Below are 25,964 nucleotides of genomic sequence, written 5' to 3'. Positions count from 1 at the left end.
CTCAACGCTCAATCGTCCCAGTGCGGCGGATTTTTTTCTGCAGCAACAGCACGCCGTAAAGCAGAGCCTCCGCCGACGGCGGACAGCCCGGCACATAGATATCGACCGGCACGACCCGGTCGCAGCCACGCACCACCGAATAAGAATAATGGTAATAGCCGCCGCCGTTGGCGCAGGAGCCCATCGAGATGACGTAGCGCGGCTCCGGCATCTGGTCATAGACCTTGCGCAACGCCGGCGCCATTTTGTTGGTCAGCGTGCCGGCAACGATCATCACATCGCTCTGCCGCGGCGAGGCGCGCGGCGCAAAGCCGAATCGTTCCACGTCGTAGCGCGGCATCGAGACTTGCATCATCTCGACCGCGCAGCAGGCGAGACCGAAGGTCATCCACATCAAAGAGCCGGTGCGCGCCCAGGTGATCAGCGCATCCGCCGTCGTCACGAGCATGCCCTTGTCGGCCAGCTCGTTGCTGATCGCCAGAAAACTCGGATCGTCGGAGCGCACCGGCTTGCCGGTCGCCGGATGGACGAGCGAGCCGGGCACGGTTTCGAGCGCAGCGTTCAATCCCATTCCAAGGCTCCCTTCTTCCACTCATAGACGAAGCCGATCGTCAAAACGCCGAGAAAGACCATGACGGCCCAAAAACCCGCCGTGCCGATCGCCTTGAAAGCCAGGGCCCAGGGAAAGAGAAAGGCAACTTCGAGGTCGAAGATGATGAAAAGCAATGAGACGAGATAGAAGCGCACGTCGAATTTCATGCGCGCGTCGTCGAAGGCATTGAAGCCGCATTCATAGGCCGAGAGCTTCTCGCTGTCCGGCGCCTTGAAGGCCAACAGGAAAGGCGCCACGGCCAGAGCCGCGCTGATGACCGCCGCAACAGCCATGAAGATGACCAACGGCAAATATTGGCTGAGCAGGTTTTGCATTATCATCAGCCTAGGCAGGTCTACTGGCACCCTCCCGGTCCCAGTTTTTCGTTCCCTACCGCAGTGCAATCGCGGAAGCAAGGGTGCGACGCTTTGCGCACTTCGTCTTATCCAGGCTTCTCTTCAGCGGCGCGGAGAAGGCCCGTCTTCTTCGCCCGGGAGATAGGACGGATAATAAATATTTCAAGGCCTTAGTAACTGAGCCGGCAATCGGGGCGCGGCGCACGCAACGAACATGTGACCCGAATGCTGCAATTAAAAAACATTTTGCCTCGCAAAATCGAGGCCGCGTTCGGCTGCCATGATTCGATTGCGGCAGCGGGCCCGAAAGGCTGCGCGCCAGCCTGGCCGGCGCGCAGCAAAAGCTCACGCCGCGGGCGTATGCTTCGTTGCGTCTTTAATGACCTTGCTCGCTTCCGAACCGTAATCATCGAAAGCGCCGCGCATGAAGTCGGAATGCGCTTCAATAAGCTCCGGGACCGAGCCGCAGCTCTGCAGCTTGCCATAGAAATCGCTGTGCGCGCGCAGCCGATGCGCGGCGAAGCGCAAGGATTCCGAAGCGAGCGCGACCGGCCATTCGATCCAAGTCTGCCGCCAAACCTCCTGCAGCGGCGCGGCCGCCGCCATGAATTTGTTCTGCGCGTTCTGGACTTCCGAATTGATCGCTTGGGTTTCCATGACGTCCTCCACCGAGGCGCGAATGCCTCGCCTGTACTTCAGATTTGCCAATGACGGAGCGCGGCAAGAAAGCCGTCGCACAGCAGCTTAGCCCTCGCTGCGTGGCTTATTGTTGCGTTATTCTAGCCTGAGAATTTAACTCGACCACCAAAAAGCATATTCAAGCGATGTGACGAAAAATTCACTTTCGAAGAATTCCCGCGAAGATTCCGGCGGCAATTTCGGTGATGCGATGAAAGCCATGGTCCTGCATAAAATTGGCGCCCCGCTTGTCTATGAGGATCTGCCCGATCCGCAACCTGGCCCGGGACAAATTCGCGTCCGCGTCAGCGCCTGCGGTGTTTGCCGCACCGATCTCCACGTCGTCGATGGGGAATTGCCCGATCCGAAGGTACCGATCGTGCCCGGACATGAAATCGTTGGACGCATCGATGCGCTTGGCGCAGACGTCACCGATCTGCATCTTGGCGAGCGGGTCGGTATTCCTTGGCTCGGCCATACCTGCGGCCATTGCCCGTTTTGTCTCAGCGGCCGCGAAAACCTCTGCGATGCGCCGATTTTCACCGGCTATACGCGCAACGGCGGCTTTGCCACGCGCGCGATCGCCGATGCACATTATACGTTTCCGCTCGGCGAAGAGTGCGCAGATCAGGCGCTCGCCCCCTTGCTCTGTGCCGGGCTAATCGGCTGGCGCTCCTTTGTCATGGCCGGTGACGGCGAAACGCTCGGGCTTTATGGTTTTGGCGCCGCCGCGCATATCATTGCGCAAGTCGCCGCGAAACTTGGTCGCAGGATTTTTGCCTTCACCAGCCCCGGCGATCGCGCGACGCAGGATTTCGCCCGGAGACTGGGCGCAGTCTGGGCCGGCGGCTCGGATGAAATGCCGCCGGAAAAGCTCGACGCGGCGATTATCTATGCGCCGGTCGGGCCGCTGGTGCCCCTCGCCCTTGCCGCGGTGAAAAAAGGCGCCATCGTCGTCTGCGCCGGCATTCATATGAGCAACATTCCAGAATTTCCCTACGATCTTCTCTGGGAAGAGCGGAAGCTTTTCTCGGTCGCCAATCTGACCCGCCAGGACGGCCTCGATTTTCTCAAGATCGCGGCCGGCGCCGACATCAAAACCACGACGACGCCCTATCCGCTTGAGCGGGCCAACGAAGCCTTGGCCGACCTGCGCCACGGCAGGCTGCATGGCGCCGCCGTACTTATCCCGCCCCAGGACGATTGAGCGCATTCTGCGCCGCTCCGACCAGCGCGACGAGCGGCTGGCCGGCGTCGAGCCGCAGCCAGTCGAGCCGCCCAAGCGGCCGCGCCACCTGCTCTCGAACGACCGCTTCGCGGGCATCGGAGGCATCGTTTTGACGCGCCTCGACCCGGGCGACGAGGGTTTCAACCGGCGCTTCGAGCCAAAGGCCAGTGAAGGGCGCGCGCAAGCGCGCCGCCAGCGTCGCCATGGCGTCGCGCTCCTCTGGCCGAGCGTGAACGGCATCGACGATGACGCTCTGGCCGGCGCGCAAGGCGATCTCGGCCAGACGCAAGAGCCGCGCATAGACTTCCGCAGTCAGCTCTGGCCGATAAGCATTTTGCGGCAACCTTTCATATTCATCTGCAAGGCAAAGCCGCTTTCGCTCGATATCGCTGCGCAGATGAACAGCGCCGGGCGCATGGCCGATGCTACTGGCGAGCGCCGCGGCCAGCGTGCTTTTGCCTGTGCCCGAGAGGCCGCCGATTGCCACAAGCCGCGGCTTTTGCGGCTGCAAAAAGCCCGCGGCGGCGGCGAAGAATTGGTGTGCCTCGGCGCTGTGATCGGCGGCGGCGAGGTCCGACAATGCCGCCACGACGCGCGCCCGGATCGCCGCCCGCAGCGCCAGAAAGAGCGGCAAGGCGGCCAATCCTTGAAGTTCCTGCTCAAGTTCAGGCGCACGCCACAGATACCGGTTGAACAAGAGGTTGGCGTGCGCGCGTAACCCTCTTTGCCAGAAATCCATGAGGAGGAAAGCGAGGTCGTAGAGGATGTCGATCGTCGCCAGCAGATCGTCGAACTCGATGGCATCGAAGAGAACCGGCCTGCCGTTTTGCAGGACAATATTGCGCAAATGCAGGTCGCCGTGACAAAGGCGGACCTTGCCTTGCGCTTCGCGCGCTTCGAGCAATGGCGCAACGGCCGAATAGGCCGCCTCAAAATTTGCGCGAAGCGGCGCGACGTCGTCCGGCGCGAAGGTGGCCGCGGCCGCGAGACCGTCGAGCGTGCCGGTCATCCATTCATAAAACCGCCGTGCCGTTTCGAGAGTCCGGCGTGGCGCGCGCGCATGCGCTGCGGCCACACTTTCGGCAAGCCGCGCCGCAATCGAAAGGTCGATCGCATGGCGCGCGGCAAGCTTGTCGAGCGTCTGATCCTCGTCGAAACGGCGGCTGTGAACGATCCATTCGACAATCGCGCCCGAGCGACCGCCAAGCCGAAGCCCTGCGTCCGTGCGGCGGATCGGCAGCGTTTCGAGATAGATCTCGGGCGCGTTCGGCTGGTTGACACGGATTTCGTTTTCGCAGGCGACGCGGCGCCTTTCGAGCGTCGAGAAATCCATGAAAGGAAAGAAAACGGCGCGCTTGACTTTGTAGGCATCGGCGCCGGCCAGAAACACCACGGCGCCATGGGTCTCGATGCGCTTTATTGAATTTTTGGCTGAATCAGCAAGGCCATAGGTCGCGGGCTTCGCGAGGAAGGCGAAAATCTCGTCCTGATTTTCGGTCTGAACGCCCACGGGCTCTCTTCATGCGATGGATGAAGCGCCGCATAAATTGCGGGCGGCCCAGGGCCGCCCGCAAAACACAAATTATTCGGCCGCCACAAGCTTGTGCGACGGATTGCGCGCCTGTTCGGCGAGGTAGTTGAGCGCCGCCTGGGCGCCGCCCTTCTTGTGCGGAATACCGGCGAGCTCAAGACCCATTTCGACACCGCTCAGGGCGCCGAGGATCGTGAGATCGTTGGTGTCGCCGACATGGCCGATGCGGAACACCTTGCCCGCGACGCGGCCAAGGCCAGTGCCGAGCGACATGTCGAAATGCTCGAGCACCGTGGCGCGGAAGGCATCGGCGTCATGGCCCGGCGGCAGCAGGACCGAGGTCACGACCGGCGAATAATATTTCGGGTCCTTGCAGAGCACTTCGAGGCCCCAGGCCGTAACGGCGCGGCGGGTCGCCTCGGCGTGACGCTTGTGCCGGGCGAAGACACGGTCGTAGCCCTCTTCTTCGAGCATATCGAGCGCGACATCGAGGCCGTAGAGCAGGTTCGTCGCCGGCGTATAGGGGAAGAACCCGCTCGTATTGGCGTTGAGCATGTCGGCCCACGACCAGTAAGACTTCGCAAAGCCCGACTTCTTCGAGGCTTCGAGCGCCTTCTGGCTGATCGCGTTGAAGCCGAGGCCCGGCGGCAGCATCAGGCCCTTCTGCGAGCCGGCGATGGTGACGTCGATGCCCCATTCATCATGCTTCAGGTCGATCGAGCCGAGCGACGAAATCGCATCGACGAAGAACAGCGCCGGATGCTTGAGCTCGTCGAGCACCTGACGAATTTCCTGGACCGGCGAGGTCGTGCCGCTGGCCGTCTCGTTATGGACGACGCAAACCGCCTTGATCTCGTGGTTCTTATCGGCCTTCAGACGCTCCTTGATCTGGGCCGGATCGGCGCCGATGCGCCAATCGGATTCGATGAACTCGGGCTTCAAGCCGAGGCTCTTCGCCATGACATTCCAGAGCGTCGCGAACTGGCCGGTCTCGAACATCAGGACCCGGTCGCCGGGCGAGAGCGTATTGACGAGGGCAGCTTCCCAGCCGCCGGTGCCCGAGGACGGGAAAATGATGACCGGGTTCTTGGTCTGGAAAACCGTCTTGACCTTTTCGAGCACCCGCTTGGAGAGCTTTTGAAACTCCGGCCCGCGATGGTCGATGACCGGCATGTCGATGGCGCGCAGGACGCGCTCCGGGATCGGCGTCGGGCCGGGAATTTGCAGGAAATGGCGGCCGGGGCTCCGCGGCTTATTACTCATCGTCTATGTCTCCAAATCTCAGATGCCGCCTTTGCCCAAGGAAGGACAAATGCTTCGTGGTTCTTTTTTGGGCAGGCCCGCGCCGGCGGACCCCCTCGCGCCCGTTTTCCCGGCCGGCAACCCGGCTGGAAAATTCGATCATCGAGTAAAGACTCGAGAAAACGCCGAGCGGGCGCGCAAAATTCTGCGCATCCTGCCAGCGCCGTCGCGGATGGCGCATGAATAAGAGCAAAAGTCATGGCGCTCAACACAAATTTGGGGATTTGGCAAAGGCTTCGAGTGTGCGCCGCAACAGAGCCTTTTGCCTCGCAACATCCTCGGGAAGCGCGTGAGAACGGCGCATTTGCCGGAGCGGCGAGCGCCCTGTGGAAGCCGATTTTTCCACCCGTGCTCATTTGACGCGCAGCTTCGCGCCGCCGCTCATGCCGAAAACTTTCCTTCACTGCTGCGTGAAGCCTGTAACAGCGCCGCCCTTTCGCCCGAACACCCTCTTGGCGCAGCAGCGCCAGGGCCACCTGTTTCCAGGGGCAATCTCTGAGGGAGAATTCTATGAAGATGACGTTTGTTTCCGGCGGCAGCATCGCTGCGGCCGCGGTGGCGCTCGCGATCACTGGCACGACTTTGGCGCCGAGCCCCGCTTTCGCCGCCGGCAAGGTGCATTGTTATGGCGTCAATGCCTGCAAGGGTCAGAGCGATTGCAAAACGGCCAGCAATTCCTGCAAGGGTCAGAATTCTTGCAAGGGCCAGGGCTTCCTCTTTGAGAAATCCAAGCACGCCTGCCTGAAGCTCGGCGGACATCTCAGCTAAGACTCGCAAGTTCAGGGCGCTCGCGGCCCGAGCCGCGGGCGCCCGCAAAAGCGGAGCCAATGATGCAAAAGCCCTCGTCTCTCGGATTCGGCCTTGGTCTGCGGCCTGTCTATTACCGCGAGATTTTCGAGTCGCAGCCGCCGGTCGATTGGTTCGAAGTCATCTCCGAAAATTATATGGTGCAGGGCGGGCCGCCGCTCGCGGCGCTCGAACGCATCCGCGCCGACTATCCGATCGTCATGCACGGCGTTTCCATGTCGATCGCCTCGACCGCACCGCTCGACATGGATTATCTCACCGCGCTCAAAGCGCTTGCCGACCGGTTTCAACCGCAATTCGTTTCCGATCATCTTTGCTGGACCGGCGTTCACGGCGTCAATCTCCACGATCTGCTGCCGATCCCTTACACCGAGGAAGCCCTGGCGCATGTCGCCAGCCGGATCGCGGCGGTCCAGGATTTCCTCGGCCGACGCATCGCGATCGAAAACGTTTCGAGCTATGTGACCTTCGCCGAATCCGAGATGGACGAATGGACCTTCGTCCGTGAACTCGCAAAGCGTGCCGATTGCTGGCTGCTGCTCGACGTCAACAACGTCTACGTGTCCAGCTATAATCACGGTTTTGACCCGCACGCGTTCTTGCGTTCGATCGACGTCGATCGCGTCGTGCAATTCCATCTCGCCGGCCACGAAGACCATGGCACGCATAAGATCGATACGCATGACGAACCGGTCAGCGAAGAGGTCTGGGCGCTTTTTGCCGAGGCCTGGCGACGTTTCGGCCCTGTCTCGGTGATGATCGAGCGTGACGACAAGTTTCCGCCTTTTGCCGAGCTTCTGGCCGAGTTGCAGCGTGCCCGCGGCATTGCCGGCGCGGTCTCGACGGTCGAGGCCGTGGCATGACTCTCGCCGCCCTGCAGACGAGATTCCAAACCGCGATTCTGAGTGAAGACCGGACGATCCTTGCCGATATCAATACGTCTCAACAGCTCACATCCGAGGCCCGCTTCGGCATCTATGCCGACGCCTATCACCTGCGGCTCGCAGGTTTTTTGGCCGAAGACTTCAAGGTACTGCATAGCGCCATCGGCGACGAGACGTTCGATGCGCTGAGAGAGGCCTATATCGGCGCCACGCCGTCGCGACATCGCAATGCGCGCTGGTATGCGCGCGACCTCCCTGATTTCATGCAGGCCAACCCGCCCTGGAATGCGAGCCGCATTCTGATCGATTTTGCGCGCCTCGAACGGGCGCTGGCCGATGCCTTCGATGCCGCGGATGCCGCCGCCTGCACGGTCGCGACGCTCGCCGCGCTCGCGCCCGAGCAATGGCCGCAAATGCGGTTTTCGTTTCACCCGAGTGCCGAAGTCCTGCGGCTCGCCAAAGGCATTGCCGCAGCGTTCGAGGCCGCTGCCGCCGAAACGCCCTGTCCGCCGCCCGATCAGGCGCAGGATGAAATTCTGCTCGTCTGGCGCAATCGCGACGCCCAGACGCTCTATCGGGCGCTTGAGCCGGGCGAAGCGCTAGCGATCCGCGAAGCCATCGCGGGCAAAAGCTTCGGCGAAATCTGCACGCTGCTGCAATTTTCCGATGCCGCCGATTCGGAGACCATCGCCGGACGCGCCGCGGCTTATCTCGCGCAATGGTTCACCGACGGATTGATCATCGCAGTTTGCGATGAGCCTATCGTTTGGCGATAGCCGCGCGCGCATCGGCCAGTGCCGTTTCGCAGGCTTTGGTATCGCCGCGCACCTCGGCGCTGCGCGCCCGTTTCAGTGCCGCGAGCGCGCGCCGCACTCTGGCATCCCCTTTCAACCCGCGCTCGGCGGCCGCGATGGAGGCCGGCGTCGGCTCGTGATGCAGAAGTGCGGCGCGCGATTCGCGCGCGCCGGGATCGGTTTTGGCGATGGCGTCGATCCGCGCGTCGACCTGAAGCTGAACCTTGTCGATGTCTTTGCCGCAGGACGACGCCTGCGCCGGGGACACGAAGACGATCAAGCCGAGGAGCAAGAAAAGCCGTGGTTGCATGGCAGCAGCCTCAAGGGGATTTCAATATGGAGATTTCAATGCCGTAACCAAAGCCGCGGCGCCACCGCGGCGCCGCGCGACAAAGCCCTGTGCCAGGGGTAGCGTATCCTGCGTGAAACTCAAATTGGTCGAGCCGTCGGCGGCGCGTGCTGCCGACCAGGCATTGGGATGGTCGGCCATGAATGTCAGGAAGCCAGCTTCGGCATCGAGAATTTGCTGCCGCGCCGCAATGATCGCGCTCATTCGGTCGGGATAGAAATAGCCCTTCGTTTCCGCGGCAACGCCCTGCCAATCCCGCGCTGTGACATTGAGCGCATCGCGCAGCGGCTGAAGCTTTTGCGCGAGTGTCTGCGCATCGGCGGCCGAATGCACGTCGAACTCGAGATAGGGGCCCCTGCCGTAAAAGACCGGCTCGATTTGCGCATCGGCATGCGCCAACTCATAGGGGCGCGCATAATTTTGCGCCGCGCGCTTCAATGGCGGAAATTCGCCGGGCTTTTGGTCTTCCCAATTCGACCCGAACCATTTGCCGTCAAGCTGGCCGATCGTATTTTGAAAATTGGCAAGGATCTGATCGACGGAGAATGGCGTGACATAGGCTTCATCGGCAAAAAGATCCGAGCCGAGAAGGTTCCAGGCAAGCGGCTCAGGCGGCTGCGGCCGCACGTAATTCGCGAACAGATAGGCAAAACCAAGCGCCGGGATCGCGACGAGGACGCCGATTGTTCCGAATATCAAGCGCCGGAGCAGCCGCGCCCGAGCGGTGTGGACCGTGTCATATGGCGGAATATCCTTGCCGCGCAGCAGCGCGCGCAGCGAGGCCATGAGCCGGCCCTGGGCGGTCAGCCGCCAAGCTGAGAACGGAATCGGCGTGAAATCCTTGTCGAAGGCGAAGAATTGAACCTTGCCCAGCGGCTTCGGCAGCGGCTTGGGGAACAAAGTTCCAAGACCGTCGACAAAGCCGCGCCATTGCGCCTCGCGTTCGTTGGCATCGAGATCGAGGAGTTGCGGGTGCGGCCAAAGAATGAGCTTTTCCGGCGGCAGGGACCGCACGAGATGGGTGATCTCCCATTCGAGGCCCTGGGTCGTACCGCTTGCCCAGACGACGAGTTGCGCCACGGTCGCGACGTCGGCGACTTTCTCTTGCCAGAGATCGTCCGAGACATAGAAGCGTGCCGCGCCCAGCGCCGGCAGGCGTTCGCCGGGACGGCCGATGGCCAGCACTGGCCCACAGCGCCGCGCGACGCGGATCATCGCCTGCTCGGGGTTGGCGGGTTGGATGTTGGACAGGAGTTCGAGGATCGACGGCCGGCCGACCTGATCGTCGAGCGCGAAGGAGCGCAGGTAGAAGATCGGCCGTTTGGCAGCGGATTTCTGCAAGGCCATCTCGGCGCTTCGCTGGCGCACCTGACTCGTCCGCCGGCGGATCAACGCCAGGGGCGCCCCGATCAACGGCAGATAGATCAGGCCGAAGATCAGCCAGATCAGTTGCTGTGCACGCGGCTCGATATCGCCGATCACGGCGGTGAGGAGATTGGAAAGCAAAGCGGCGAACAAAGTCGCGGCGAACAGCGCCAGAATCCACGGCCAGACACGCCGGCGGGGCGTTTCCTGCATGCCGGTCTGCCGCAACGAGGCGAGAAGATCAGCGTGCCAATTGGGGCCGTCGGCGATGTTCGCGGCGACAACGCGATGCGGCGTCGCGCCGGGTTCCGTCGGGGGGACCGCGACTTGCGGCTGGAATTCGGGTCGCCGCCACGTCACGACAAGATAGACGAGCGCCGTCAGAAGCAGGAGCAGGCGAAAGACCTGTATGCCGACGATTTCAGGCGCATAGAAAAACAAGTAGATGGCCCGGTGCCAGCTTCCGAGGCTGTACAGGGTTTCGGCCAACACCAGAACGACGATCGCCGCGACGATATGGCGGCGCGACGGGCGGCGGGAGACAATCGCCGCACCCGCCCAGGCCAGCGCCAGATTGACCACGATTGTGAGCGCGAGATTGGCCAGGACAGGCCCCATCTGCGTGCCGTAATAGGGATGGCTGATAAAATTGATGAGGCTGATCGCGAGGCTGGCAAGGCCAAGATAAATCAGGCCGGCCCCAAGAAGACGAACCCAGACTCCTGACTTCATCGCCGCCCCCATGCCGCAATAAGGCCTGTCGTGCTAGCTATGGTGAAGTTTAAGCAAAAAACCGAGCATTGCGGAAGCGCGATTGCCGCCCGGACTGCGCCGGCGCGCGGATATCGGCCTATCCCCGTTCGGCCTAAGCGAAATTATTGAAAGCCGCCATGCTCAGCGTCGTCACCCTTGTCTCTCCCACAGCTTTAGCGGCACTCGATGACGTTCTTTTGCGACGTGTGGCGCGATCTCTCCCCGAAGTCCGACAGCCCGTATGGCTCGACGAAAATATCGCCGCCGATGTCATCTTCGCAGAGCCGGTGACGCCGGCGATCCTGGCGCAAGTGCGTGATGCGCTGGGGGGCCGGCCGATCGACTTTTTCGTCCAGCCCATGGCCTTGCGCCGCAAGCGACTGCTCGTTGCCGATATGGATTCGACCATGATCGAACAGGAATGCCTCGACGAACTCGCCGATTTCGCCGGGCTGAAGGCGCATATCGCCGCGATCACCGCGCGAGCGATGCGGGGCGACATCCCTTTCGAGCCGGCGTTACGCGAGCGCGTGGCGCTCTTGAAGGGCCTCGACGCGGGTGTGATTGGCCAAATCATTGCCGAACGGATCAGCCTGACGCCTGGCGCGCAGACGCTCGTGCGCACCATGCGCGCCCACGGCGCCTTCACTGTGCTCGTCACCGGCGGCTTCACCGCCTTCACCCAGGACATCGCGCCGCGGATCGGCTTCGACGCTCACTTCGCGAATGTGCTTGGCATAGCCAACGGCCGATTGAACGGCAAGATCGAAGAGCCCATTCTAGGCCGTGCCGCGAAATGCGAGGTGCTCGAACGCTATCGCCGCGAACGCGGCCTTTCGGCGAGCGAAACCCTTGCGATCGGCGACGGCGCCAATGATCTCGATATGCTGGCCGAAGCCGGATTGGGCGTCGCATTCCACGCCAAACCGGCGGTTGCCGCCGCAGCGCAGGCGCGCGTCGATCATGGCGATCTCACCGCTTTGCTTTATGCGCAAGGTTATCGGCGCGCAGACTTTGTGGCATAGAAGCACGCAAGCATTTGAACCCGAGTGATACTGCGCGCGACAAAGAGACGGCTTGGCCTTGGGCCATTCATCGCCAGAGGAAATCATGAGCGAGTCTTATCGTCACCGGCAATCGGGCACCGCCACGCTGCTCATTTGCCTTGTCACAGCTGCCTTTGTCGGCGTGGCGCTCGGCAGCCGCGGCGTTCTTTGGCCGGCGCTTCTGGCCATCGCTCTTCTCATCGTCATGGCCTGGCTTTTTTCGTCTTTGACGATCATCGTCGAGCCTGGCGAATTGTCTTGGTATTTCGGACCCGGCCTGTGGCGCTATCGGATCGCGCGCAGCACGATTCAATCCGCCGCGATCGTGCAAAACCATTGGTGGAACGGCTTCGGCATCCGGATGCGCCCCGGCTGGCGGCTTTACAATGTCTCGGGTTTCGATGCCGTCGAACTGCGTTTGCAATCGGGCGATGTCATCCGCCTCGGCACCGACGATCCGCGGGGACTCGAAGCAGCGCTCGATTCGTGACGCGGCCAATCCCGACGCGGCAAATCCCGACGCGGTTTGAACATCGCGCCAGATCGGCTAAGTTCGGCGGATGCGAAAAATCTTCATCATCGGCATCGGCGCCGGCAACCCGGACTATATGACGGTCCAAGCCATCGGCGCGCTGAACAAAGTCGACGTTTTCTTCATTCCCGACAAGGGCGCCGAGAAGGCCGCACTGCGCCAATTGCGCACCGAGATCTGCGCACGTTTCATCAAGGACAGGGCCTATCGTTTCGTCGAAGTGCAGGTGCCAAGACGCGGCGAGGATTTTTCCGACTACAAGGCCAACGTGCTCGAATGGCACGCGGCAATCGAAGCGAATTACACCCGATTGCTGCGCGAGGACGTGGGCGAAAACGAATGCGCCGGCTTTCTCGTCTGGGGCGACCCGGCGCTTTACGATAGTACGTTGCGGATCGTCGAACGAATTCATGCGCAAGCAGAAATGGCGTTCGACTATGAGGTCATCCCCGGCATCAGCGCGATCCAGGCCTTGGCGGCGCGGCACCGCGTGCCGCTCAACCGCATCGGCGAATCGGTTCATATCACGACCGGCCGCAAACTGACCGAAGGCGCCTCGAACGACGGCGGCAGTGTCGTCGTTCTGCTCGACGGAGAGCAGGCCTTTACGAAACTCGCCGGTGATCTCCAGATCTATTGGGGGGCCTATCTGGGAACGGACGAGGAAGTGCTCGTCGCGGGCCGGCTCTCTGAGGTCGCAAGCGACATTGCGGCCATCCGCGCCGAGCGGCGGGCGCGCAACGGTTGGATCATGGACAGCTATCTGATCCGCAAGCCCGAGACATAAATGACCGGCACTTTCGCGAGATTATCGACGCCGGCCGCGCGGACGGCAGACGAAACTGCCAGCCCCGCCATTCATCACGGCGGCGATCTTGGCGCCGCGCGCTTGCAATTCCCCGGCGCGCCGACACCCTGGCTCGATCTTTCGACGGGCATCAACCCCGTTCCCTACCCGGCTCACGACATTTCCGCCGAGGCGCTGACGCGGCTGCCGGACGCCGCCGCGCTGGCGCAGCTGCAAGCCGCGGCCGCCCAGGCTTATGGTGCAACAAGCGCCGAACACATCGTCGCCGGCGCGGGCACGCAGACGATCATCCAATGGTTGCCGAAGCTTTTCCCGGCAAAGCGCGTCGCGCTCTTGGGATTTGGCTATCAGGAATACCCGGCAGTCTGGCATGCCGCCAATGCCGAAGTCGTCGTTGCGCAAGACATTGCCGAATTGATCGAACCTGGCATCGATGTCGCCATCGTGGTCAATCCGAATAATCCCGACGGGCGCATTGTTCCATCGCAGGGTCTCGCGGGCATAGCGGCGCGCCTCGCACGGCGCGGCGGCTTGCTGATCGTCGATGAAGCCTTCATGGATGTGACGCGGCCGTCCGCAAGCCTGGTTCCAATTCTACCCGAACGCGGCGCCCTGGTTCTGCGCTCGTTCGGCAAGGCTTATGGCCTCGCCGGCCTGCGCCTCGGTTTCGCCGTTGCCGGCCTCGATGTGGCGGAAAAGCTCCGCGCCGCACTCGGCCCTTGGGCGGTTTCCGGCCCCGCGATCGAGATCGCCACAGCGGCACTTGCCGACACGTCATGGCTGACGCAATCGGTGATACGGCTCGAGCGGCAGGCCGCGCGGCTCGATGCCTTGCTGACGGCAGCCGGTTTCGCCATCATCGGCGGCACGGCTTTGTTCCGCTTGGCGCAACATCAACAAGCGACGCAATGGTTTGAGGCGCTGGGCCGCCGCGGCATTCTGACGAGGCCGTTTCCGGAGCGTCGTACCTGGCTGCGCTTCGGCCTTCCTGGCGACGAGGCGGATTGGATGCGGCTCACCGAAACGCTGCAAGGTCACGCCGGCGCAATCACATGAAAGAAGCTTCCGGTCACACGGCCGCGGCGGCTGCCGCTGAATTTGGCCGGTGAACCATAGGCGTCGATGACTTCGGCAAAAGACGCGTCCTCCCCCGGCTCGGCGATCGTCGCATAATGGAACTCGTGGCCGCGATAGCGCGCACCAGCTGCACCGAGCACGCACGCGCCGACGAGCCGCGCTTCACGATAGCCAAGCGTCAGCCGACGCGTCGCGAAGGATGTGACGAGATCGAGCAGGCCCAGCATCGCGTGCCTTTCGCCGCCGGCGTCGATCAAACCGCGGCCGAGAATCATATAGCCGCCGCATTCGCCATGCACCGGCCGCGTCGCGGCGAAGCGCCGCGTACCGGCGAGAAAATTCTCCGCTTGCGCAAGCCGTCCGGCGTGAAGCTCGGGATAGCCGCCGGGCAGCCAACACACGTCGCAACATTCCGGAGGTGCCTCGTCGGCGAGCGGCGCGAAGAAATAAAGTTCTGCGCCGGCCGCGCGCCAAGCGGCGAGGATATGCGGATAGAGAAACGAAAAGGCCGCGTCGCGCGCAATCGCAATCCGCTGCCCGGGCGGCGCGAATGGAACGCTGCCAGCTTGCAGATCGCATGGCGATGCGGACGCTATTGCGAGAACCGCATCGAGATCGACATGCGCTTCAATGAAATCAGCAAGTTTTTCCAGCATCGCCTCAAGGCCATCGGTCTCGCCCGCCTGGACGAGGCCGAGATGGCGTTCCGGCAACACAATGTCTGTCGAGCGCGGCAGCACGCCGAGCACCGGCAATCCGGCCTGGGCGATCGCAGCAGAGGCGAGGTTTCGATGCCGGTCGCTGCCGACGCGGTTGAGCACGACGCCGCCGATCTGGACGCGCGGATCAAACTGCGCGCAGCCGAGCGCAAGCGCGCCTGCCGTCTGCGATTGGCCGCTCACATCGAGCAGCAAAAGCACCGGCCAACCGAAGGCCCCGGCGATATCCGCGGTCGCGCCGCTGCGTCCCGCAGCGGACGGCACGCCGTCGAACAGGCCCATCAGGCCCTCGCAAATGACGAGGTCGGCGCTTTCTGACACCTGCATCGCCAGCGTCTGCATCATGGGCGCCGGCATTGCCCAGGAATCGAGATTATAGCTTTGCCGTCCGGTCGCAGCGGCGTGAAAGGCTGGATCGATATAATCGGGGCCGCATTTCAAGCCGGCGACCGTGAGCCCGCGCCGACAGAGCGCGCGCATCAGGCCAAGCGTCAACGTCGTCTTGCCGCTGCCGGATCGCGGCGCCGCGACGATGAGGCCGCGCGGCCTCACGGCGAGATCAAGCTCGCGAGCAAAGCATGGCGCAGATCGACGATCGCGCCGACGACGACCAGCGTCGGCGCCGACGCATGCGCTTCCCTATAATGATCCATCGCCGCAGCGAGCGTCGTCTCGACGACGTTTTGGCTCGGCAAAGAGGCGTCGGTCACGATGGCCAGCCTTGTTTCCGGCACCAGCCCGCCGGCGATCAAGCGCGCGCCGATCTCGCGCAGGCGCGACAAGCCCATATAGATCGCAAGCGGCTGGCCGAGCGCACCAAGCGCCTCCCAATTGACGCGATCCTCCCCGTCTGCCGCAGGATGGCCGGCCACGAGAACAAGCGCTTGATTGGTCTCGCGCGACGTTGCGGGAATGCCGACATAAGCGAGACCGCCGATCCCAGCCGTTATGCCCGGCACAATCCGAAAGCGGATGCCGGCCTCGGCCAAGGCCAGCGCCTCCTCGCCGCCGCGGCCGAAGACGAACGGGTCGCCGCCCTTCAGCCGCAGCACACGCAATCCTTCTTTGGCGAGCGCGATGAGACGCAGTGAAATATCGCTCTGGCTATGCGACGGCCGGCCGCCGCGCTTGCCGGCGAATTCGCGCCGCGCTTTCGGCGACGCAAGCAACAGAACGTGATCCGAGACGAGCGCATCATGGACGATGACGTCGGCCTGCTTGAGCCCGGTCACGGCATGCAGGGTCAAAAGCCCTGGGTCGCCGGGACCGGCGCCGACAAGCCAGACCGTCCCCGGCTCGAAAAGCAATTCGTCGAAATTCGTCATTCTCGCTGCGTCTCACTGCGCGCCGCGGAAGCGGCGGCGGTAATCGATGTCATAAAGCGCGCTGTTGCGAAAATCCTTTGTCGCAAGCGCGGGGCCGACAAAGATCAGCGCCGTACGCTCAGGCCGCCCCTCGTTGATCGCGGCGCAGATTGTCCCCAATTCCGCCTCGAGCACCTTCTCATCCGGCCAGCTCGCGCGATAGACGATCGCAACCGGGCAGCTCGCGCCATAAAAAGGCAAAAGCTCTTCGACGACGCGTTCGAGCGCATGGATCGAGAGATGGATGGCGAGCGTCGTGCCCGTCGCGGCGAAATTCGTCAATGTCTCCTTGGGCGGCATGGAGGAGGCGCGGCCGCCGGTGCGCGTCAGCACGAGGGATTGCGCGACTTCCGGCAAAGTCAGTTCGCGTCGCAGGAGCGCTGCAGCGGCGGCAAAGCTCGGCACCCCCGGCGTTACCGTATAGGGAATGCCCAACGCGTCCAGCTCTCTCAACTGCTCGCTCATCGCGCTCCAAATGCTGAGATCGCCGGAGTGAAGCCGCGCGACATCCTCGCCTGCATCCGCTGCGCGCTTGAACTCGGTGACGATGGCTTCAAGCGCCAGGGGCGCGGTATCGATGATGCGCGCGCCGGGCGGACAATAAGCAAGCAATTCGCGCGGCACCAGCGAGCCGGCGTAAAGGCATATATTGCAACGCGCGATGAGATCGCGGCCGCGTACGGTGATAAGATCCGGCGCGCCCGGCCCGGCGCCGATGAAGTGGATGGTCATCGTTCGTCTCCCAGCGCGGCCGCGCAGGTGACACCGTCGCCGGCGATGCGCGGCAGGATCAGCACGCCGCCCTCGCCTGCCCCGGCAAGCGCGGCGGCTTCCGACACCGAGGCAAGGCCCAATGCAGCTTCGGCATGAGGCGACGGTGTTGCAATATAAGCCTCGACGTCCTGCAACGCCGCCCGCGGCAAAAATGTCAGCGGCAAACGCAGTTCTGCTGCCGCAGCAAGAAGCCCTGCCTCGGAATGCTTGTCCTCGACGCTGAAGAGCGCCATCGCTTCGCCGCCCAAATTGACGCGTACCAAAGCCTCTCGCACGATATCCAAGACCTCATCTTTCGCAACGCCGCGGCGGCAGCCGATACCGAGGGCGATCATGATTTTGTCACCGCCCATTGCACCACCGGCATGGCCGGCCGCCAGCTCCGATAGCTGCCGACGTTTTGCGGATACGCGATGCTGAGCGAGACGAGTTCGCCGCCATGTTGCATCTGCCGCTCGGCGAGCAGCCATTGCGTTTCGATCGTGACGGCATTGGCGACAAAGCGGCGCCCCACCGAAAGACAAGTCCAAGCCGCATCGATAACCGCGCCACCGCCGCCGCCGACAAAGATCGCATCCGGTTCGGGCAGTTTCCGCATCAGGGTCATCGCATCGCCCGTCCGTACGTCGAGATCGGGCACGCCCAGCGCCGCCGCATTGCGGACAACACGCTCGGCGCGCCCCGCCTGCACCTCGACAGCAATAGCCCGATTGCGCGGATGTGACAGCATCCATTCGATTCCAATCGAACCGGCACCGGCGCCAATATCCCAAAGCAATGCGCCGGGCCACGGCGCCAGCGACGACAGCGTGACGGCACGGATTTCGCGCTTCGTCAACTGCCCGTCGGATTCGAACCAATCATCCGGCAAGCCGGGCGTCAGAGGAATGAAGAGTGTATCCTGCGCCGCGGCAACCTCCACCGCGACGAGATTGAGCGCTGCAACTTCACCCGACTCGAATGCCTCGGCCTTGCTTTCGCGTACGCGCTCACGGGGTCCACCCAACGACTCCAGTACAATGAACCGCGAACCGCCGAGGCCACGCGCGGCAAGAAACCGCGCGAGTTTTTCCGGCGTCGTTGCGTCCCAGGACAGGATCAGCAAGCGGGCTTTCGGGCGCAGATGCGGGATGATCCGTTCGAAGGCACGGCCATGCAGCGAGACGACCTCACAGTCTTGCAGCGGCCAGCCCAAGCGCGCGGCGGCCAGACTGAGCGACGATGGTGCCGGCAGGCAGATCATCTCGTCCGGATCGATGCTTTCCGCCAATGTCGCGCCGACGCCATAGTAAAACGGGTCACCCGAGGCCAGCACGCAAACCGGCGTGCCGCGCCGCGCCGCGATCTCCGCGATGCCGCGCTCGAACGGCGACGGCCACGCCAAGGTCTCAGCCTTCGTCGGCCCGAGCAGCGCCAAATGGCGCGCGCCGCCGGCGATGAAATTTGCTTGCGACAAAAGCTGTCTCGCGGCAGGAGAAAGGCCTGCGAGACCGTCTTCGCCAATGCCGATGAGCGTGAGCCAACGCGACAGCATCGGCCTCGTCATAGTCGGCTTATTCATGGAACGCACCGTTAAGGCCATGCAGCGTGTTCTTATCCTGGGCGGTACGACGCAGGCCAATGCACTGGCGGTGCGGCTCGAGAGCGATCCGCAATACGATCCGATCCTGTCGCTTGCGGGGCGGACCCAGGCGCCGGTGCTGCCGAATGTCCGCCACCGCATCGGCGGTTTCGGCGGCGTCGATGGACTGATCGATTATCTGCGTCGTCACGCGGTTGACGTCTTGATCGATGCGACGCATCCCTTTGCCGAACAGATCTCGGCGCATGCCGTCGCCGCGGCGCGCGAAACCGGTGTACCCCTCGCGGTCTTGACGCGCCCGGCTTGGGCGCCCCAGCCCGGCGACCGCTGGCGCGAATTCCCGGACGTGGCCAGCGCCGCGCGTGCCCTTGGCGCCGAACCACGGCGCGTGTTTCTGACGATCGGCCGTCAGCAAATCGGCGCCTTCGAGGCAGCGCCGCAGCATGATTATCTCATTCGCGCGATCGATCCTCCGGCGCCGCCGCCGAACTTGCCGCATCAAAAGCTTCTGTTGGCGCGCGGGCCTTTCACTTTCGAAGACGAAGTCAAGCTGATGCGCGGGGCGCGCGTTGAAATCCTCGTCACGAAAAACAGCGGCGGCGCCGCGACGCTTGCCAAGCTCGACGCGGCGCGGACGCTCGGCATCGAAGTGTTCATGATCAACCGGCCGCAGAGCGCCGATGTCCCCACGTTCGAAACGCTCGACGCTCTTCTCGAATTTCTCGAAACGCTGCGTCATCGCAAGGCTCCGTAGCTGCGCGGCGAATAGATCCAGCAGCCGCCATTGCCGCGCGCCACGCGACGCGTTTCGCTCGAACCGACGAGCACCAGCGTGCTCATATTGGCGACGGAAGGGTCGGCGTCAGCGAGCGTCGTCACGTCGATTCTTTCGTCTTGCCGGCTGACGGCATGCGCGAAGACAGTGATAGTCTCGGGCGCTTTCACGCTACGCAGCAGTTTGAAAACATCGTGGATCAGATGCGGCCGCGTCTTTGAGGCGGGATTATAGAACGCCATGACGAAATCAGCCTCTGCCGCGGCCATCACCCGGCGTGCGATCATGTCCCAGGGCTTCAAATTATCGGACAGCGAAAGCACGGCGAAATCATGCCCCAAGGGCGCGCCAAGACGCGCTGCAACCGCCAGCATGGCCGAGACCCCGGGATGAACCTCGATGTCGAGCGTGCGCCAGCGCGGATCGCCCTGCTCAACCGCTTCGAAGACCGCAGCCGCCATGGCGAAGACCCCGGGATCGCCGCCCGAGACGACCGCAACGCGGGCGCCGCCGAGCGCGAGATCGAGCGCCCGGCGTGCGCGTTCGAGCTCGACCCGATTGTCGCTCGCGTGGCGCATCTGCCCCGGCAAGGCGGGCAAGCGATCGATATACGGCGCATAGCCGACGACATCGCTCGCGGCGCGGACAACGGCATCCGCCGCGAAGGTCATCAGATCGTGCGGACCCGGCCCCAGGCCGACGATGTCAATGCGGCCCGCGCTCATGGCCGGCGCCCTTCGCCGGGAACCAGGATCAGCGAAAAATACGGCGCGGTGTCATCGGCCTTGTCGGCGAGCCTCACCACTTTCTCGCCTGCCATCGTGCCGCGTTCGACATAAAGCGCGCGCGCCGCCCGGCCGGCCCGGATGACCGCGGCGCGCGCCTTGGGCAGATTGGCGCCGAGTTTCATGATGACGGCCGCGTCACAATGCTTAAGCCGTGCCACGATCTCGTCTTCCGGCAGCGTCGCCGGCAAGACGATGAGAACGTCGTCGCCCCAGGTCATCGGGGTCTCCGCCGCGCTCCAGCAGCCGGCCATGCCGGGAACGCCGGGAATGATCGTGCTTTCGAACGCCTCGCGCAGCCGAATATAGATATGCATGAAGGAACCGTAGAAGAGCGGATCGCCCTCGGCGAGCAAAGCGACATCGCGCCCGGCTTCGAGATGCGCGGCCAGTGTCGCGGATGCGTCCTCATAGAAGGCGCGCAATGTCGCGACATAGACGGGATTGTCAAACCGCGTCTCGGTCGTCATCGGATAATAGAGCGGCACTTCAACCTGGTCGTGCGAAATCCAGCAATCGGCGATTTCACGCGCATTGCCGCGCCGTCCGGCCTTCGCAAAAAAGGCGACGACGGGTGCCGCTTTGATGGCCTTGACCGCCTTGACGGTCAAAAGCTCGGGATCGCCCGGTCCAAGTCCGACGCCGATGAGCCTGCCCGCACTCATTCTTTCGTGCTCGCAAGCGCGTTGATGGCGGCAACGGTCATTGCGCTGCCGCCGCGCCGCCCGCGCGCGATGAGACAAGGCACGCGCCCGAACGCGATCAAAGCCTCCTTGGATTCGGCCGCGCCAACGAAGCCGACCGGCATGCCGACAATGGCTGCCGGCAAAGGCCACCCGGATTCGAAAAGTTCGAGCAAATGGAACAAGGCTGTCGGCGCATTGCCGATGGCGACGACGGCGCCCGCAATATGCTCGCGCCAAAGATCGAGCGCCGCAGCCGAGCGCGTATTGCCGATCTTCGCCGCCAGCCCGGGCACGGCCGGATCGGCGAGCGTGCAGATCACCGGATTTTCGGCAGGAAGCCGCGCGCGGGTGATGCCGCCGGCAATCATCTTGGCATCGCAGAGGATCGGCGCCCCGGCTTCGAGCGCCCGACGTGCCGCGCCTACAAAATCCGGCGAAAATACGAGATCCCGCGCGGCTTCGACCTGTCCGCTGGCGTGGACGACGCGCACCGCGACGGGCTCCTCGTCCGTGCTGAATCGCGCGAGGTCCGCCTCCGCGCGGATGATGGCGAAGGAGCGGCGATAAATTTCCGCGCCGTCGCGGATATAAGAATAGCTCATGCGTCGGCCTTCGCGACAAGCTGTTGCAAGACGAGAGTCAATTGATCGCCTTCGAAACCGGTGGCGATCGCGGTATCGCCTGCCGCGCCGTCGCGCACAAGGTCGTAGCGCCCATCACGGCCCACGAATGTCACTGGCGCGGCGCTCGGATGGGCGCAACCCTTGGCACAGCCTGAGACATGCAGGGCGATGCCCTGCTCTTTCAATTGCCGTGCGAACGGCGCAAGGCGGCGCGCGTCATCGTGCGTTGGCGTCGAGCCGCTGGCGCAGCCGGGCGCACCGGGGCACGCGGCCACGGCCCGCAACGGATCGCCTTCAGTGAAGATCAGCCCGGAATCGGCAAGCTTCGCCGCATCAGGCGCCTCCGCGGCAGTGATCAGGATCGCGCGCCAGGGCGTCAGCCGCAAGGTGCCGCGGCCTGTCTCCGCAACGTCCGCCAGATGTTCGAGCGCCGCGGCATCGAGCCGTCCGAACGGAATGCCGACGCCCAAAACATGGTAGGCGCCGACGCGAAAGGCACCGATTGGCTGCGGCAAAGGGAGGTCGCCGATCTCGTTCGGCGTCCTCGTCAGCGCTGCTCGTTCGGCAACGGCCTCAACGCTCACGTGGCGCACGAGGTCCGCCATCCGTTGATCCGTATCACGTCGCAATTGGAGGAATGCCCGCAAGATGCGCAGCGCTGCGCCGGCGAGCTCATCAGCGGCGCATCGGCCGACCGGTTGACCAGCCAGGCTGACCAGAAAATACGCCGAACCCGTACTGCCTCGGGCGAGGAAACTGATGTCCGCTTTCTCCCCCGCGACCGAAAGCGCGCCGCCATCATCGACAATGAAACCGAATTTGGCAGGAAGCTGACGCAAGGCGTCGTCGTGCTGCAGCCGCTGTCTCAGCGCGTGCACACTAGGACAGATATCGACTACGGCCTGGGGATCGATCCCGGCCAAAGGACTTATGAGAATGTTGCGTGCGGCGGCCGGCGCTTCGTCGGTCTCAAGCAACCCGAGCGCGCGCAATTCGGCCTGCAAGGCCGATAAAGTCGTTTCCGTCACGCCGCGCAATTGCACATTGGCGCGGCTCGAAAGATCGAGCAGGCCATTGCCATATTGGCGAGCGAGATGCGCGAGCCGATGTGCAAGCGCCGGCGTAACGATGCCGTCATCCAAGCTCAGGCGCACGATGAGCCCGTCACCGCTCGCCATTGGATGGAGCGCACTGGGGCACCAGCCTTTGCGAAGCGTTCCGCTCATGCCGGTTCCAAAAGTTTTGCAAGACGCATGGCAACCGAATTGCGCCGGCAAGCCCAAAGTCCGCGCCGTATCGCCTGATCGAAACGCTGCGCAATGGCGCGCCCCGCCTCGGGATTGGCCTCACTCAGAAAGTCGATCACCGCGTCATTGCCGAGCGTCGCATCGAAGACAAGATCGAATTGGCGCGGCGTCACGAGGCCACTTGTCACCGCGAAGCCGAAGAGATTGTCAATCGTCTCGGCGATCTCCGCGGCGCCGCGATAGCCATGCTGCATCTGCCCGGCGATCCATTTGGGATTGGCGGCGCGACCGCGGATCGCGCGCGCCACTTCCTCGCCGAGGGCACGCACGACCGGCGTCTCCGCCCGCGTCGCATCGAGATGATAAAGGCTGGCTTTGCCGCCGACCTGTTTTACCGCCGCAGCGAAGCCGCCCTCGTGCTCGAAGAAGGCGCTCGAATCGAGCACATCCTGCCCGGGCAGATCCTGCATATGGACAAAAGCATCGGCGCTGGCAACGCGCGCGCGGAAGGCATCTTTGGCTTGCTGCTCGACGCGCCCTAAGACATGACCGCTATCGGCAATATAAGCGGCGGCGAGATCGTCTTGCGAGGTCTCGGCATCTTCCGCCAGCATCCGCCCAAGCGCGACGCCGTAAGCGCCAGAAGGCGGACCGAAGATACGCAACATGGCATCGCCGGTCGCGCGCGCGGCGGCGAGCGGATTGTCGTCAGCAGATTCGTCGAGCGTCGCGACCGTTTCGATCAATTGCTCGATCAGAGCGATCTGTGCTGGAAACACATCGCGGAACAAGCCCGAAAGACGCAAAGTCACATCGATGCGCGGATGATCGAGCGCTGCGGGTGGCAGGATGGTGAAGCCGCTCACGCGGCCCGAAGCCGCGTTCCACACCGGGACCGCACCAAGGTAAGCGAAAATTTGCGCCAGTTCCTCGCCGCCGGTGCGCATGGTCGCCGAGCCCCAGAGATCGAGCACGAGGCGCCGCGGCCAATCGCCATGGTCCTGAAGATGACGCGTGATCAAAGCCGCCGCGGCCCGCTGGCCGATCGCGAACGCCGTGCGCGTCGGCACCATGCGCGGATCGATGGTGACGAGATTGCGTCCCGTCGGCAGGACATCGAGCCGCCCGCGCGCCGGCGCGCCGGACGGCCCGGGCTCGACAAAGCGGCCGTCGAGCGCAGCAACAAGCCCGTCCATCTCGCGCGCGGCGGACGCATCGAGCCGGGCTTGCGCGGCGGCGTCGGCCTGCGTCCCGGCCAGCACCTGCGCGCCGTCGGCCGGCGGTTTGCCAAATGTATGCAGGCCGTGGGCGATACGCATATCTTTGATGTCGCAAAGCCACGCGTCGAGCTTGGCGAGCGCTTCCTCCTGCGGCATGTCGAGGGCGACGCCCCCCTCGCTCGCAAGCCCCGACTCGCTCGCCCGGGCGAGAATGGTCTCGGCGATGAGCGCAGCGCGCTTCGGGTCCATCTGCTGCGCCGAGGCATATTCGTCGAACAAGGCCTCAAATTCAGCGAGATCGCCGCCGACGCCGGCGGCCCCGAGCGGCGGCGTCAAATGGCCGACGATCACGGCGCCGGCACGGCGCTTGGCCTGCGCGGCCTCGCCGGGATTGTTGACGATGAACGGATAGATCAACGGCACCGGACCGAGCAGCGCTTCGGGCGCGCAAGCATCGGAGAGCGCCGTCGCCTTGCCAGGCAGCCATTCGAGCGTGCCATGCGTGCCGAGCTGGATCATCGCATCGATCCGCTCGGCGTGCCGCAGCCACAGATAAAAGGCGACATAAAAATGCGACGGCGGCAGCCGCGCATCGTGATAGTCGCCCTTGCGGTTCGCGACCGCGCCGCGATCCGGCTGGATCGCCACGATCAGCTTGCCGAGACGCAGGGCGCGGAAACGGAAGGCGTTCTGCGCGACATGCGAATCCGCCTCGGGCGCGCCCCAGGCCGCATCGATCGCGTCGCGCAAGGATGCAGGCAATTCCTCAAAGACCGCGCGATAATCATCGAGCGAAAAAGCTTCCATGGGCGCGGATTCTGCGAGGGCGCGAATGAACACGCCGCAATCGTCGGGCGTCGCGATGTCGTAGCCCGCCGCTTTGAGCTCCGCGGCAATTCCGGCGAGGCTTGCCGGCGTATCGAGACCGACGGCATAGGCGGCTCGGCCAGCTTTGGCCGGATAATCGGACAGGATGCAAGCGAGCCGCCGGTCGTTGCGCGGCAGCCGCCGCAATCGTGCCCAGGCCCAAGCCAAATCGGCGACGAAATCGATCCGCCCGTGGTCCGGCCGATGCATGATGCGGGTGAATTGCAGCGCCGGGCTGCGTTCGGTTTCTTCCTTGAAGGAAATCGGCCGCGTGATGATGCGCCCGTCGAGCTCCGGCAACACCACATTCATCGCGAGATCTGCCGCGCCAAGCCCACGCATATCCGCGGCCCAGGCAGCGCGCGACGTGCTGGCATGAATCATCTGCAGGATGGGCGCATCAGCCGTTTCGAGCGGGCTTTGCGCTTGGTCCATGCGCGCCGCAAAAGCCGTCGAGTTGAGAATCACATCGGGTTTTTCGCGCGCGAGAAGCTCAATGAGCCAGGACGCCGCCTCGCTGTCCTTGAGGCTCGGCACATAGGCCGCAAGCACGCGCAGACCACGTGCGGCCAAAGCGTCGGCGACGGCCAGGATCGGTGCGACATCGCCGGCGAGAAGATAGGTGCGATAAAAAACAATGATTGCGAGGGGCGCCTCGATCGCGCCCGCACGGCACGCGGCGGCGAAAAGCCCGAAGGCCGGCACGCCCTGCGGCGCCGGCGGCGGCTCCGTCGCCCCATCACCACGCCGCGCGATCCAGGCGAAGAGATGCACAAGATTTCCGACACCGCCATTGTCGAAGGCGCCGGCGATCGCGCGCAGCATGTCGGCCGGCAGGGTCGAGAGTTCGTCGAGCCGCGGATCGGCGCGGCCATCGCCCGGTATGAGCGCGAGATCGAATTTCTGCCGGCGCGCCACCGCAGCCAATTCCTGCGCGCCATAGCGCCAATAATCCAGCCCGCCGAGAAGCCGCACGAGCACGAAGCGCGCCTGCGCCACGACCGTTTCGATATAAAGATCGACCGAATAAGGATGGCGCAACGAGGCCAGCGAAGCGAGGCGCACGTCGTCAGCGGCGCGGTCTTCAAGGGCGGCTGCCACGAGCCCAAGGTCACTGTCGGAAAAAGACAGGAAGACGATTTTCCCGGGCGTCTGGCCGAGATCGACAGCGCTCTCCGCCTCGTCGATCGTCCGCGTTGTGGTGCGCAGAAGGTGCATCG

At 63.7% G+C, this 25,964-nt stretch carries 26 protein-coding genes; 9 read left to right on the top strand and 17 right to left on the bottom strand.

The genetic code is table 11. The annotated features are described in order from the left end of the window. Nucleotide 1 precedes the first annotated feature (1 nt). The 3 genes from Q0025_RS05280 to Q0025_RS05270 all read right to left on the bottom strand — a co-directional run bounded on the left by Q0025_RS05280 (nt 2) and on the right by Q0025_RS05270 (nt 1,605). Entirely contained in the window at nt 2-571 is a 570-nt protein-coding gene (locus Q0025_RS05280; RefSeq protein ID WP_297296732.1) for an NADH-quinone oxidoreductase subunit B family protein, read from the bottom strand. Beyond that, on the bottom strand, nt 562-927 hold the full coding sequence (locus Q0025_RS05275; RefSeq protein ID WP_297296730.1) for an NADH-quinone oxidoreductase subunit A: 366 nt from the start codon (nt 925-927) through the stop codon (nt 562-564). The genes Q0025_RS05280 and Q0025_RS05275 overlap by 10 nt, the downstream gene beginning before the upstream one ends. A gap of 366 nt (nt 928-1,293) precedes the next feature. After that, the gene (locus tag Q0025_RS05270) at nt 1,294-1,605 is read right to left on the bottom strand and encodes a phasin family protein (RefSeq protein WP_297296728.1); all 312 of its coding nucleotides are present in this window, start codon (nt 1,603-1,605) and stop codon (nt 1,294-1,296) included. Between the two features lie 232 nt (nt 1,606-1,837). On the opposite strand from Q0025_RS05270, the gene Q0025_RS05265 reads away from it, so the two are divergent. Next, nucleotides 1,838-2,833 (top strand): zinc-dependent alcohol dehydrogenase family protein, encoded by a 996-nt coding sequence (locus Q0025_RS05265; protein WP_297296764.1) that lies wholly within the window; start codon nt 1,838-1,840, stop codon nt 2,831-2,833. On the opposite strand, the gene Q0025_RS05260 is transcribed toward Q0025_RS05265, so the two are convergent. Together Q0025_RS05260 and Q0025_RS05255 are read right to left on the bottom strand one after the other, a co-directional pair. Beyond that, nucleotides 2,811-4,364, bottom strand: coding sequence for a bifunctional aminoglycoside phosphotransferase/ATP-binding protein (locus tag Q0025_RS05260; RefSeq protein WP_297296726.1), 1,554 nt, complete (start codon nt 4,362-4,364; stop codon nt 2,811-2,813). The two genes, Q0025_RS05265 and Q0025_RS05260, sit on opposite strands and share 23 nt — an antisense overlap. Nucleotides 4,365-4,436: 72 nt before the next feature. After that, the gene (locus tag Q0025_RS05255; protein ID WP_297296724.1) at nt 4,437-5,648 is read right to left on the bottom strand and encodes an aminotransferase class V-fold PLP-dependent enzyme; all 1,212 of its coding nucleotides are present in this window, start codon (nt 5,646-5,648) and stop codon (nt 4,437-4,439) included. Nucleotides 5,649-6,197: 549 nt separating this feature from the next. Here Q0025_RS05255 and Q0025_RS05250 point away from each other — a divergent pair. The 3 genes from Q0025_RS05250 (at nt 6,198) to Q0025_RS05240 (ending at nt 8,154) form a co-directional block, all read left to right on the top strand. Continuing rightward, the gene (locus Q0025_RS05250) at nt 6,198-6,455 is read left to right on the top strand and encodes a hypothetical protein (protein ID WP_297296722.1); all 258 of its coding nucleotides are present in this window, start codon (nt 6,198-6,200) and stop codon (nt 6,453-6,455) included. A 62-nt stretch (nt 6,456-6,517) separates the two neighbouring features. Beyond that, on the top strand, nt 6,518-7,357 hold the full coding sequence (locus Q0025_RS05245; protein ID WP_297296720.1) for a DUF692 domain-containing protein: 840 nt from the start codon (nt 6,518-6,520) through the stop codon (nt 7,355-7,357). Next, nucleotides 7,354-8,154: a DNA-binding domain-containing protein gene (locus Q0025_RS05240; RefSeq protein WP_297296718.1), complete on the top strand. Its 801-nt coding sequence runs from the start codon at nt 7,354-7,356 to the stop codon at nt 8,152-8,154. The genes Q0025_RS05245 and Q0025_RS05240 overlap by 4 nt, the downstream gene beginning before the upstream one ends. Here the strand turns inward: Q0025_RS05240 and Q0025_RS05235 are convergent. Then, nucleotides 8,138-8,452 carry a hypothetical protein gene (locus Q0025_RS05235; protein WP_297296716.1) on the bottom strand — a complete coding sequence of 105 codons (315 nt, stop codon included), beginning with the start codon at nt 8,450-8,452 and terminating at the stop codon, nt 8,138-8,140. The two genes, Q0025_RS05240 and Q0025_RS05235, sit on opposite strands and share 17 nt — an antisense overlap. A gap of 51 nt (nt 8,453-8,503) precedes the next feature. Further along, nucleotides 8,504-10,618, bottom strand: coding sequence for a hypothetical protein (locus tag Q0025_RS05230; RefSeq protein WP_297296715.1), 2,115 nt, complete (start codon nt 10,616-10,618; stop codon nt 8,504-8,506). A gap of 158 nt (nt 10,619-10,776) precedes the next feature. Between Q0025_RS05230 and serB the strand changes: the two genes are divergently transcribed. The 4 genes from serB to cobD all read left to right on the top strand — a co-directional run bounded on the left by serB (nt 10,777) and on the right by cobD (nt 14,081). After that, entirely contained in the window at nt 10,777-11,664 is an 888-nt protein-coding gene (gene serB, locus Q0025_RS05225) for a phosphoserine phosphatase SerB (RefSeq protein ID WP_297296713.1), read from the top strand. A gap of 85 nt (nt 11,665-11,749) precedes the next feature. After that, a complete protein-coding gene (locus tag Q0025_RS05220) occupies nt 11,750-12,175 on the top strand; it encodes a hypothetical protein (protein ID WP_297296711.1) in 426 nt (141 codons plus the stop codon). Nucleotides 12,176-12,245: 70 nt separating this feature from the next. Continuing rightward, nucleotides 12,246-13,004: a precorrin-6A synthase (deacetylating) gene (gene cobF, locus Q0025_RS05215; protein WP_297296709.1), complete on the top strand. Its 759-nt coding sequence runs from the start codon at nt 12,246-12,248 to the stop codon at nt 13,002-13,004. Further along, nucleotides 13,005-14,081 carry a threonine-phosphate decarboxylase CobD gene (cobD, locus tag Q0025_RS05210; protein WP_297296707.1) on the top strand — a complete coding sequence of 359 codons (1,077 nt, stop codon included), beginning with the start codon at nt 13,005-13,007 and terminating at the stop codon, nt 14,079-14,081. Here the strand turns inward: cobD and Q0025_RS05205 are convergent. The 5 genes from Q0025_RS05205 to cbiE are packed head-to-tail and all read right to left on the bottom strand — an operon-like array spanning nt 14,060 to nt 18,520. Beyond that, entirely contained in the window at nt 14,060-15,373 is a 1,314-nt protein-coding gene (locus Q0025_RS05205) for a cobyrinate a,c-diamide synthase (protein ID WP_297296705.1), read from the bottom strand. The genes cobD and Q0025_RS05205 overlap by 22 nt on opposite strands. Then, nucleotides 15,370-16,146, bottom strand: a complete 777-nt coding sequence (gene cobA / locus Q0025_RS05200; protein WP_297296703.1) for a uroporphyrinogen-III C-methyltransferase — start codon at nt 16,144-16,146, stop codon at nt 15,370-15,372. Before cobA ends, Q0025_RS05205 begins: the two co-directional genes overlap by 4 nt. A gap of 12 nt (nt 16,147-16,158) precedes the next feature. Continuing rightward, nucleotides 16,159-16,917 carry a precorrin-4 C(11)-methyltransferase gene (cobM, locus tag Q0025_RS05195; RefSeq protein WP_297296701.1) on the bottom strand — a complete coding sequence of 253 codons (759 nt, stop codon included), beginning with the start codon at nt 16,915-16,917 and terminating at the stop codon, nt 16,159-16,161. Next, complete coding sequence (locus tag Q0025_RS05190; RefSeq protein ID WP_297296762.1) at nt 16,914-17,294, bottom strand: cobalamin biosynthesis protein; 381 nt, start codon at nt 17,292-17,294, stop codon at nt 16,914-16,916. The genes cobM and Q0025_RS05190 overlap by 4 nt, the downstream gene beginning before the upstream one ends. Further along, entirely contained in the window at nt 17,291-18,520 is a 1,230-nt protein-coding gene (gene cbiE, locus Q0025_RS05185) for a precorrin-6y C5,15-methyltransferase (decarboxylating) subunit CbiE (protein ID WP_297296699.1), read from the bottom strand. Before cbiE ends, Q0025_RS05190 begins: the two co-directional genes overlap by 4 nt. On the opposite strand from cbiE, the gene Q0025_RS05180 reads away from it, so the two are divergent. Continuing rightward, complete coding sequence (locus tag Q0025_RS05180) at nt 18,519-19,295, top strand: cobalt-precorrin-6A reductase (protein WP_297296697.1); 777 nt, start codon at nt 18,519-18,521, stop codon at nt 19,293-19,295. The two genes, cbiE and Q0025_RS05180, sit on opposite strands and share 2 nt — an antisense overlap. On the opposite strand, the gene cobJ is transcribed toward Q0025_RS05180, so the two are convergent. Genes cobJ through cobN form a run of 5 tightly spaced genes read right to left on the bottom strand, consistent with a single transcriptional unit; the run spans nt 19,277 to nt 25,962 of the window. Continuing rightward, the gene (cobJ, locus tag Q0025_RS05175; protein WP_297296695.1) at nt 19,277-20,041 is read right to left on the bottom strand and encodes a precorrin-3B C(17)-methyltransferase; all 765 of its coding nucleotides are present in this window, start codon (nt 20,039-20,041) and stop codon (nt 19,277-19,279) included. The genes Q0025_RS05180 and cobJ overlap by 19 nt on opposite strands. Beyond that, the gene (locus Q0025_RS05170; RefSeq protein ID WP_297296693.1) at nt 20,038-20,766 is read right to left on the bottom strand and encodes a precorrin-2 C(20)-methyltransferase; all 729 of its coding nucleotides are present in this window, start codon (nt 20,764-20,766) and stop codon (nt 20,038-20,040) included. The genes cobJ and Q0025_RS05170 overlap by 4 nt, the downstream gene beginning before the upstream one ends. Further along, nucleotides 20,763-21,389, bottom strand: coding sequence for a precorrin-8X methylmutase (locus tag Q0025_RS05165; protein WP_297296691.1), 627 nt, complete (start codon nt 21,387-21,389; stop codon nt 20,763-20,765). Before Q0025_RS05165 ends, Q0025_RS05170 begins: the two co-directional genes overlap by 4 nt. Next, a complete protein-coding gene (gene cobG, locus Q0025_RS05160; RefSeq protein ID WP_297296689.1) occupies nt 21,386-22,636 on the bottom strand; it encodes a precorrin-3B synthase in 1,251 nt (416 codons plus the stop codon). The genes Q0025_RS05165 and cobG overlap by 4 nt, the downstream gene beginning before the upstream one ends. Then, the gene (gene cobN / locus Q0025_RS05155) at nt 22,633-25,962 is read right to left on the bottom strand and encodes a cobaltochelatase subunit CobN (protein ID WP_297296687.1); all 3,330 of its coding nucleotides are present in this window, start codon (nt 25,960-25,962) and stop codon (nt 22,633-22,635) included. Before cobN ends, cobG begins: the two co-directional genes overlap by 4 nt. Nucleotides 25,963-25,964: the final 2 nt, after the last annotated feature.

The sequence above is a fragment of the uncultured Methylovirgula sp. genome (genome assembly GCF_947646745.1).
In the GTDB taxonomy this organism is placed as follows: Bacteria; Pseudomonadota; Alphaproteobacteria; order Rhizobiales; family Beijerinckiaceae; genus Methylovirgula.
The sequence above is the reverse complement of the archived record's forward strand: the minus strand, read 5'-3'. Positions and strand labels throughout refer to the sequence as shown.

What these genes read in the sequence shown, in the direction of transcription:
- serB (WP_297296713.1), top strand. Translation starts at nt 10,777, where the DNA reads ATGCTCAGCGTCGTCACCCTTGTCTCTCCCACAGCTTTAGCGGCACTC.
- cobF (WP_297296709.1), top strand. Translation starts at nt 12,246, where the DNA reads ATGCGAAAAATCTTCATCATCGGCATCGGCGCCGGCAACCCGGACTAT.
- Q0025_RS05170 (WP_297296693.1), bottom strand. Translation starts at nt 20,766, where the DNA reads ATGAGTGCGGGCAGGCTCATCGGCGTCGGACTTGGACCGGGCGATCCC.
- cobA (WP_297296703.1), bottom strand. Translation starts at nt 16,146, where the DNA reads ATGACGAATTTCGACGAATTGCTTTTCGAGCCGGGGACGGTCTGGCTT.
- Q0025_RS05220 (WP_297296711.1), top strand. Translation starts at nt 11,750, where the DNA reads ATGAGCGAGTCTTATCGTCACCGGCAATCGGGCACCGCCACGCTGCTC.
- Q0025_RS05190 (WP_297296762.1), bottom strand. Translation starts at nt 17,294, where the DNA reads ATGATCGCCCTCGGTATCGGCTGCCGCCGCGGCGTTGCGAAAGATGAG.
- Q0025_RS05245 (WP_297296720.1), top strand. Translation starts at nt 6,518, where the DNA reads ATGCAAAAGCCCTCGTCTCTCGGATTCGGCCTTGGTCTGCGGCCTGTC.
- Q0025_RS05180 (WP_297296697.1), top strand. Translation starts at nt 18,519, where the DNA reads ATGGAACGCACCGTTAAGGCCATGCAGCGTGTTCTTATCCTGGGCGGT.
- Q0025_RS05270 (WP_297296728.1), bottom strand. Translation starts at nt 1,605, where the DNA reads ATGGAAACCCAAGCGATCAATTCGGAAGTCCAGAACGCGCAGAACAAA.
- Q0025_RS05250 (WP_297296722.1), top strand. Translation starts at nt 6,198, where the DNA reads ATGAAGATGACGTTTGTTTCCGGCGGCAGCATCGCTGCGGCCGCGGTG.
- Q0025_RS05275 (WP_297296730.1), bottom strand. Translation starts at nt 927, where the DNA reads ATGCAAAACCTGCTCAGCCAATATTTGCCGTTGGTCATCTTCATGGCT.
- cobG (WP_297296689.1), bottom strand. Translation starts at nt 22,636, where the DNA reads ATGAGCGGAACGCTTCGCAAAGGCTGGTGCCCCAGTGCGCTCCATCCA.
- Q0025_RS05165 (WP_297296691.1), bottom strand. Translation starts at nt 21,389, where the DNA reads ATGAGCTATTCTTATATCCGCGACGGCGCGGAAATTTATCGCCGCTCC.
- Q0025_RS05230 (WP_297296715.1), bottom strand. Translation starts at nt 10,618, where the DNA reads ATGAAGTCAGGAGTCTGGGTTCGTCTTCTTGGGGCCGGCCTGATTTAT.
- Q0025_RS05265 (WP_297296764.1), top strand. Translation starts at nt 1,838, where the DNA reads ATGAAAGCCATGGTCCTGCATAAAATTGGCGCCCCGCTTGTCTATGAG.
- cobD (WP_297296707.1), top strand. Translation starts at nt 13,005, where the DNA reads ATGACCGGCACTTTCGCGAGATTATCGACGCCGGCCGCGCGGACGGCA.
- cobN (WP_297296687.1), bottom strand. Translation starts at nt 25,962, where the DNA reads ATGCACCTTCTGCGCACCACAACGCGGACGATCGACGAGGCGGAGAGC.
- Q0025_RS05255 (WP_297296724.1), bottom strand. Translation starts at nt 5,648, where the DNA reads ATGAGTAATAAGCCGCGGAGCCCCGGCCGCCATTTCCTGCAAATTCCC.
- cbiE (WP_297296699.1), bottom strand. Translation starts at nt 18,520, where the DNA reads ATGAATAAGCCGACTATGACGAGGCCGATGCTGTCGCGTTGGCTCACG.
- cobJ (WP_297296695.1), bottom strand. Translation starts at nt 20,041, where the DNA reads ATGAGCGCGGGCCGCATTGACATCGTCGGCCTGGGGCCGGGTCCGCAC.
- Q0025_RS05280 (WP_297296732.1), bottom strand. Translation starts at nt 571, where the DNA reads ATGGGATTGAACGCTGCGCTCGAAACCGTGCCCGGCTCGCTCGTCCAT.
- Q0025_RS05240 (WP_297296718.1), top strand. Translation starts at nt 7,354, where the DNA reads ATGACTCTCGCCGCCCTGCAGACGAGATTCCAAACCGCGATTCTGAGT.
- cobM (WP_297296701.1), bottom strand. Translation starts at nt 16,917, where the DNA reads ATGACCATCCACTTCATCGGCGCCGGGCCGGGCGCGCCGGATCTTATC.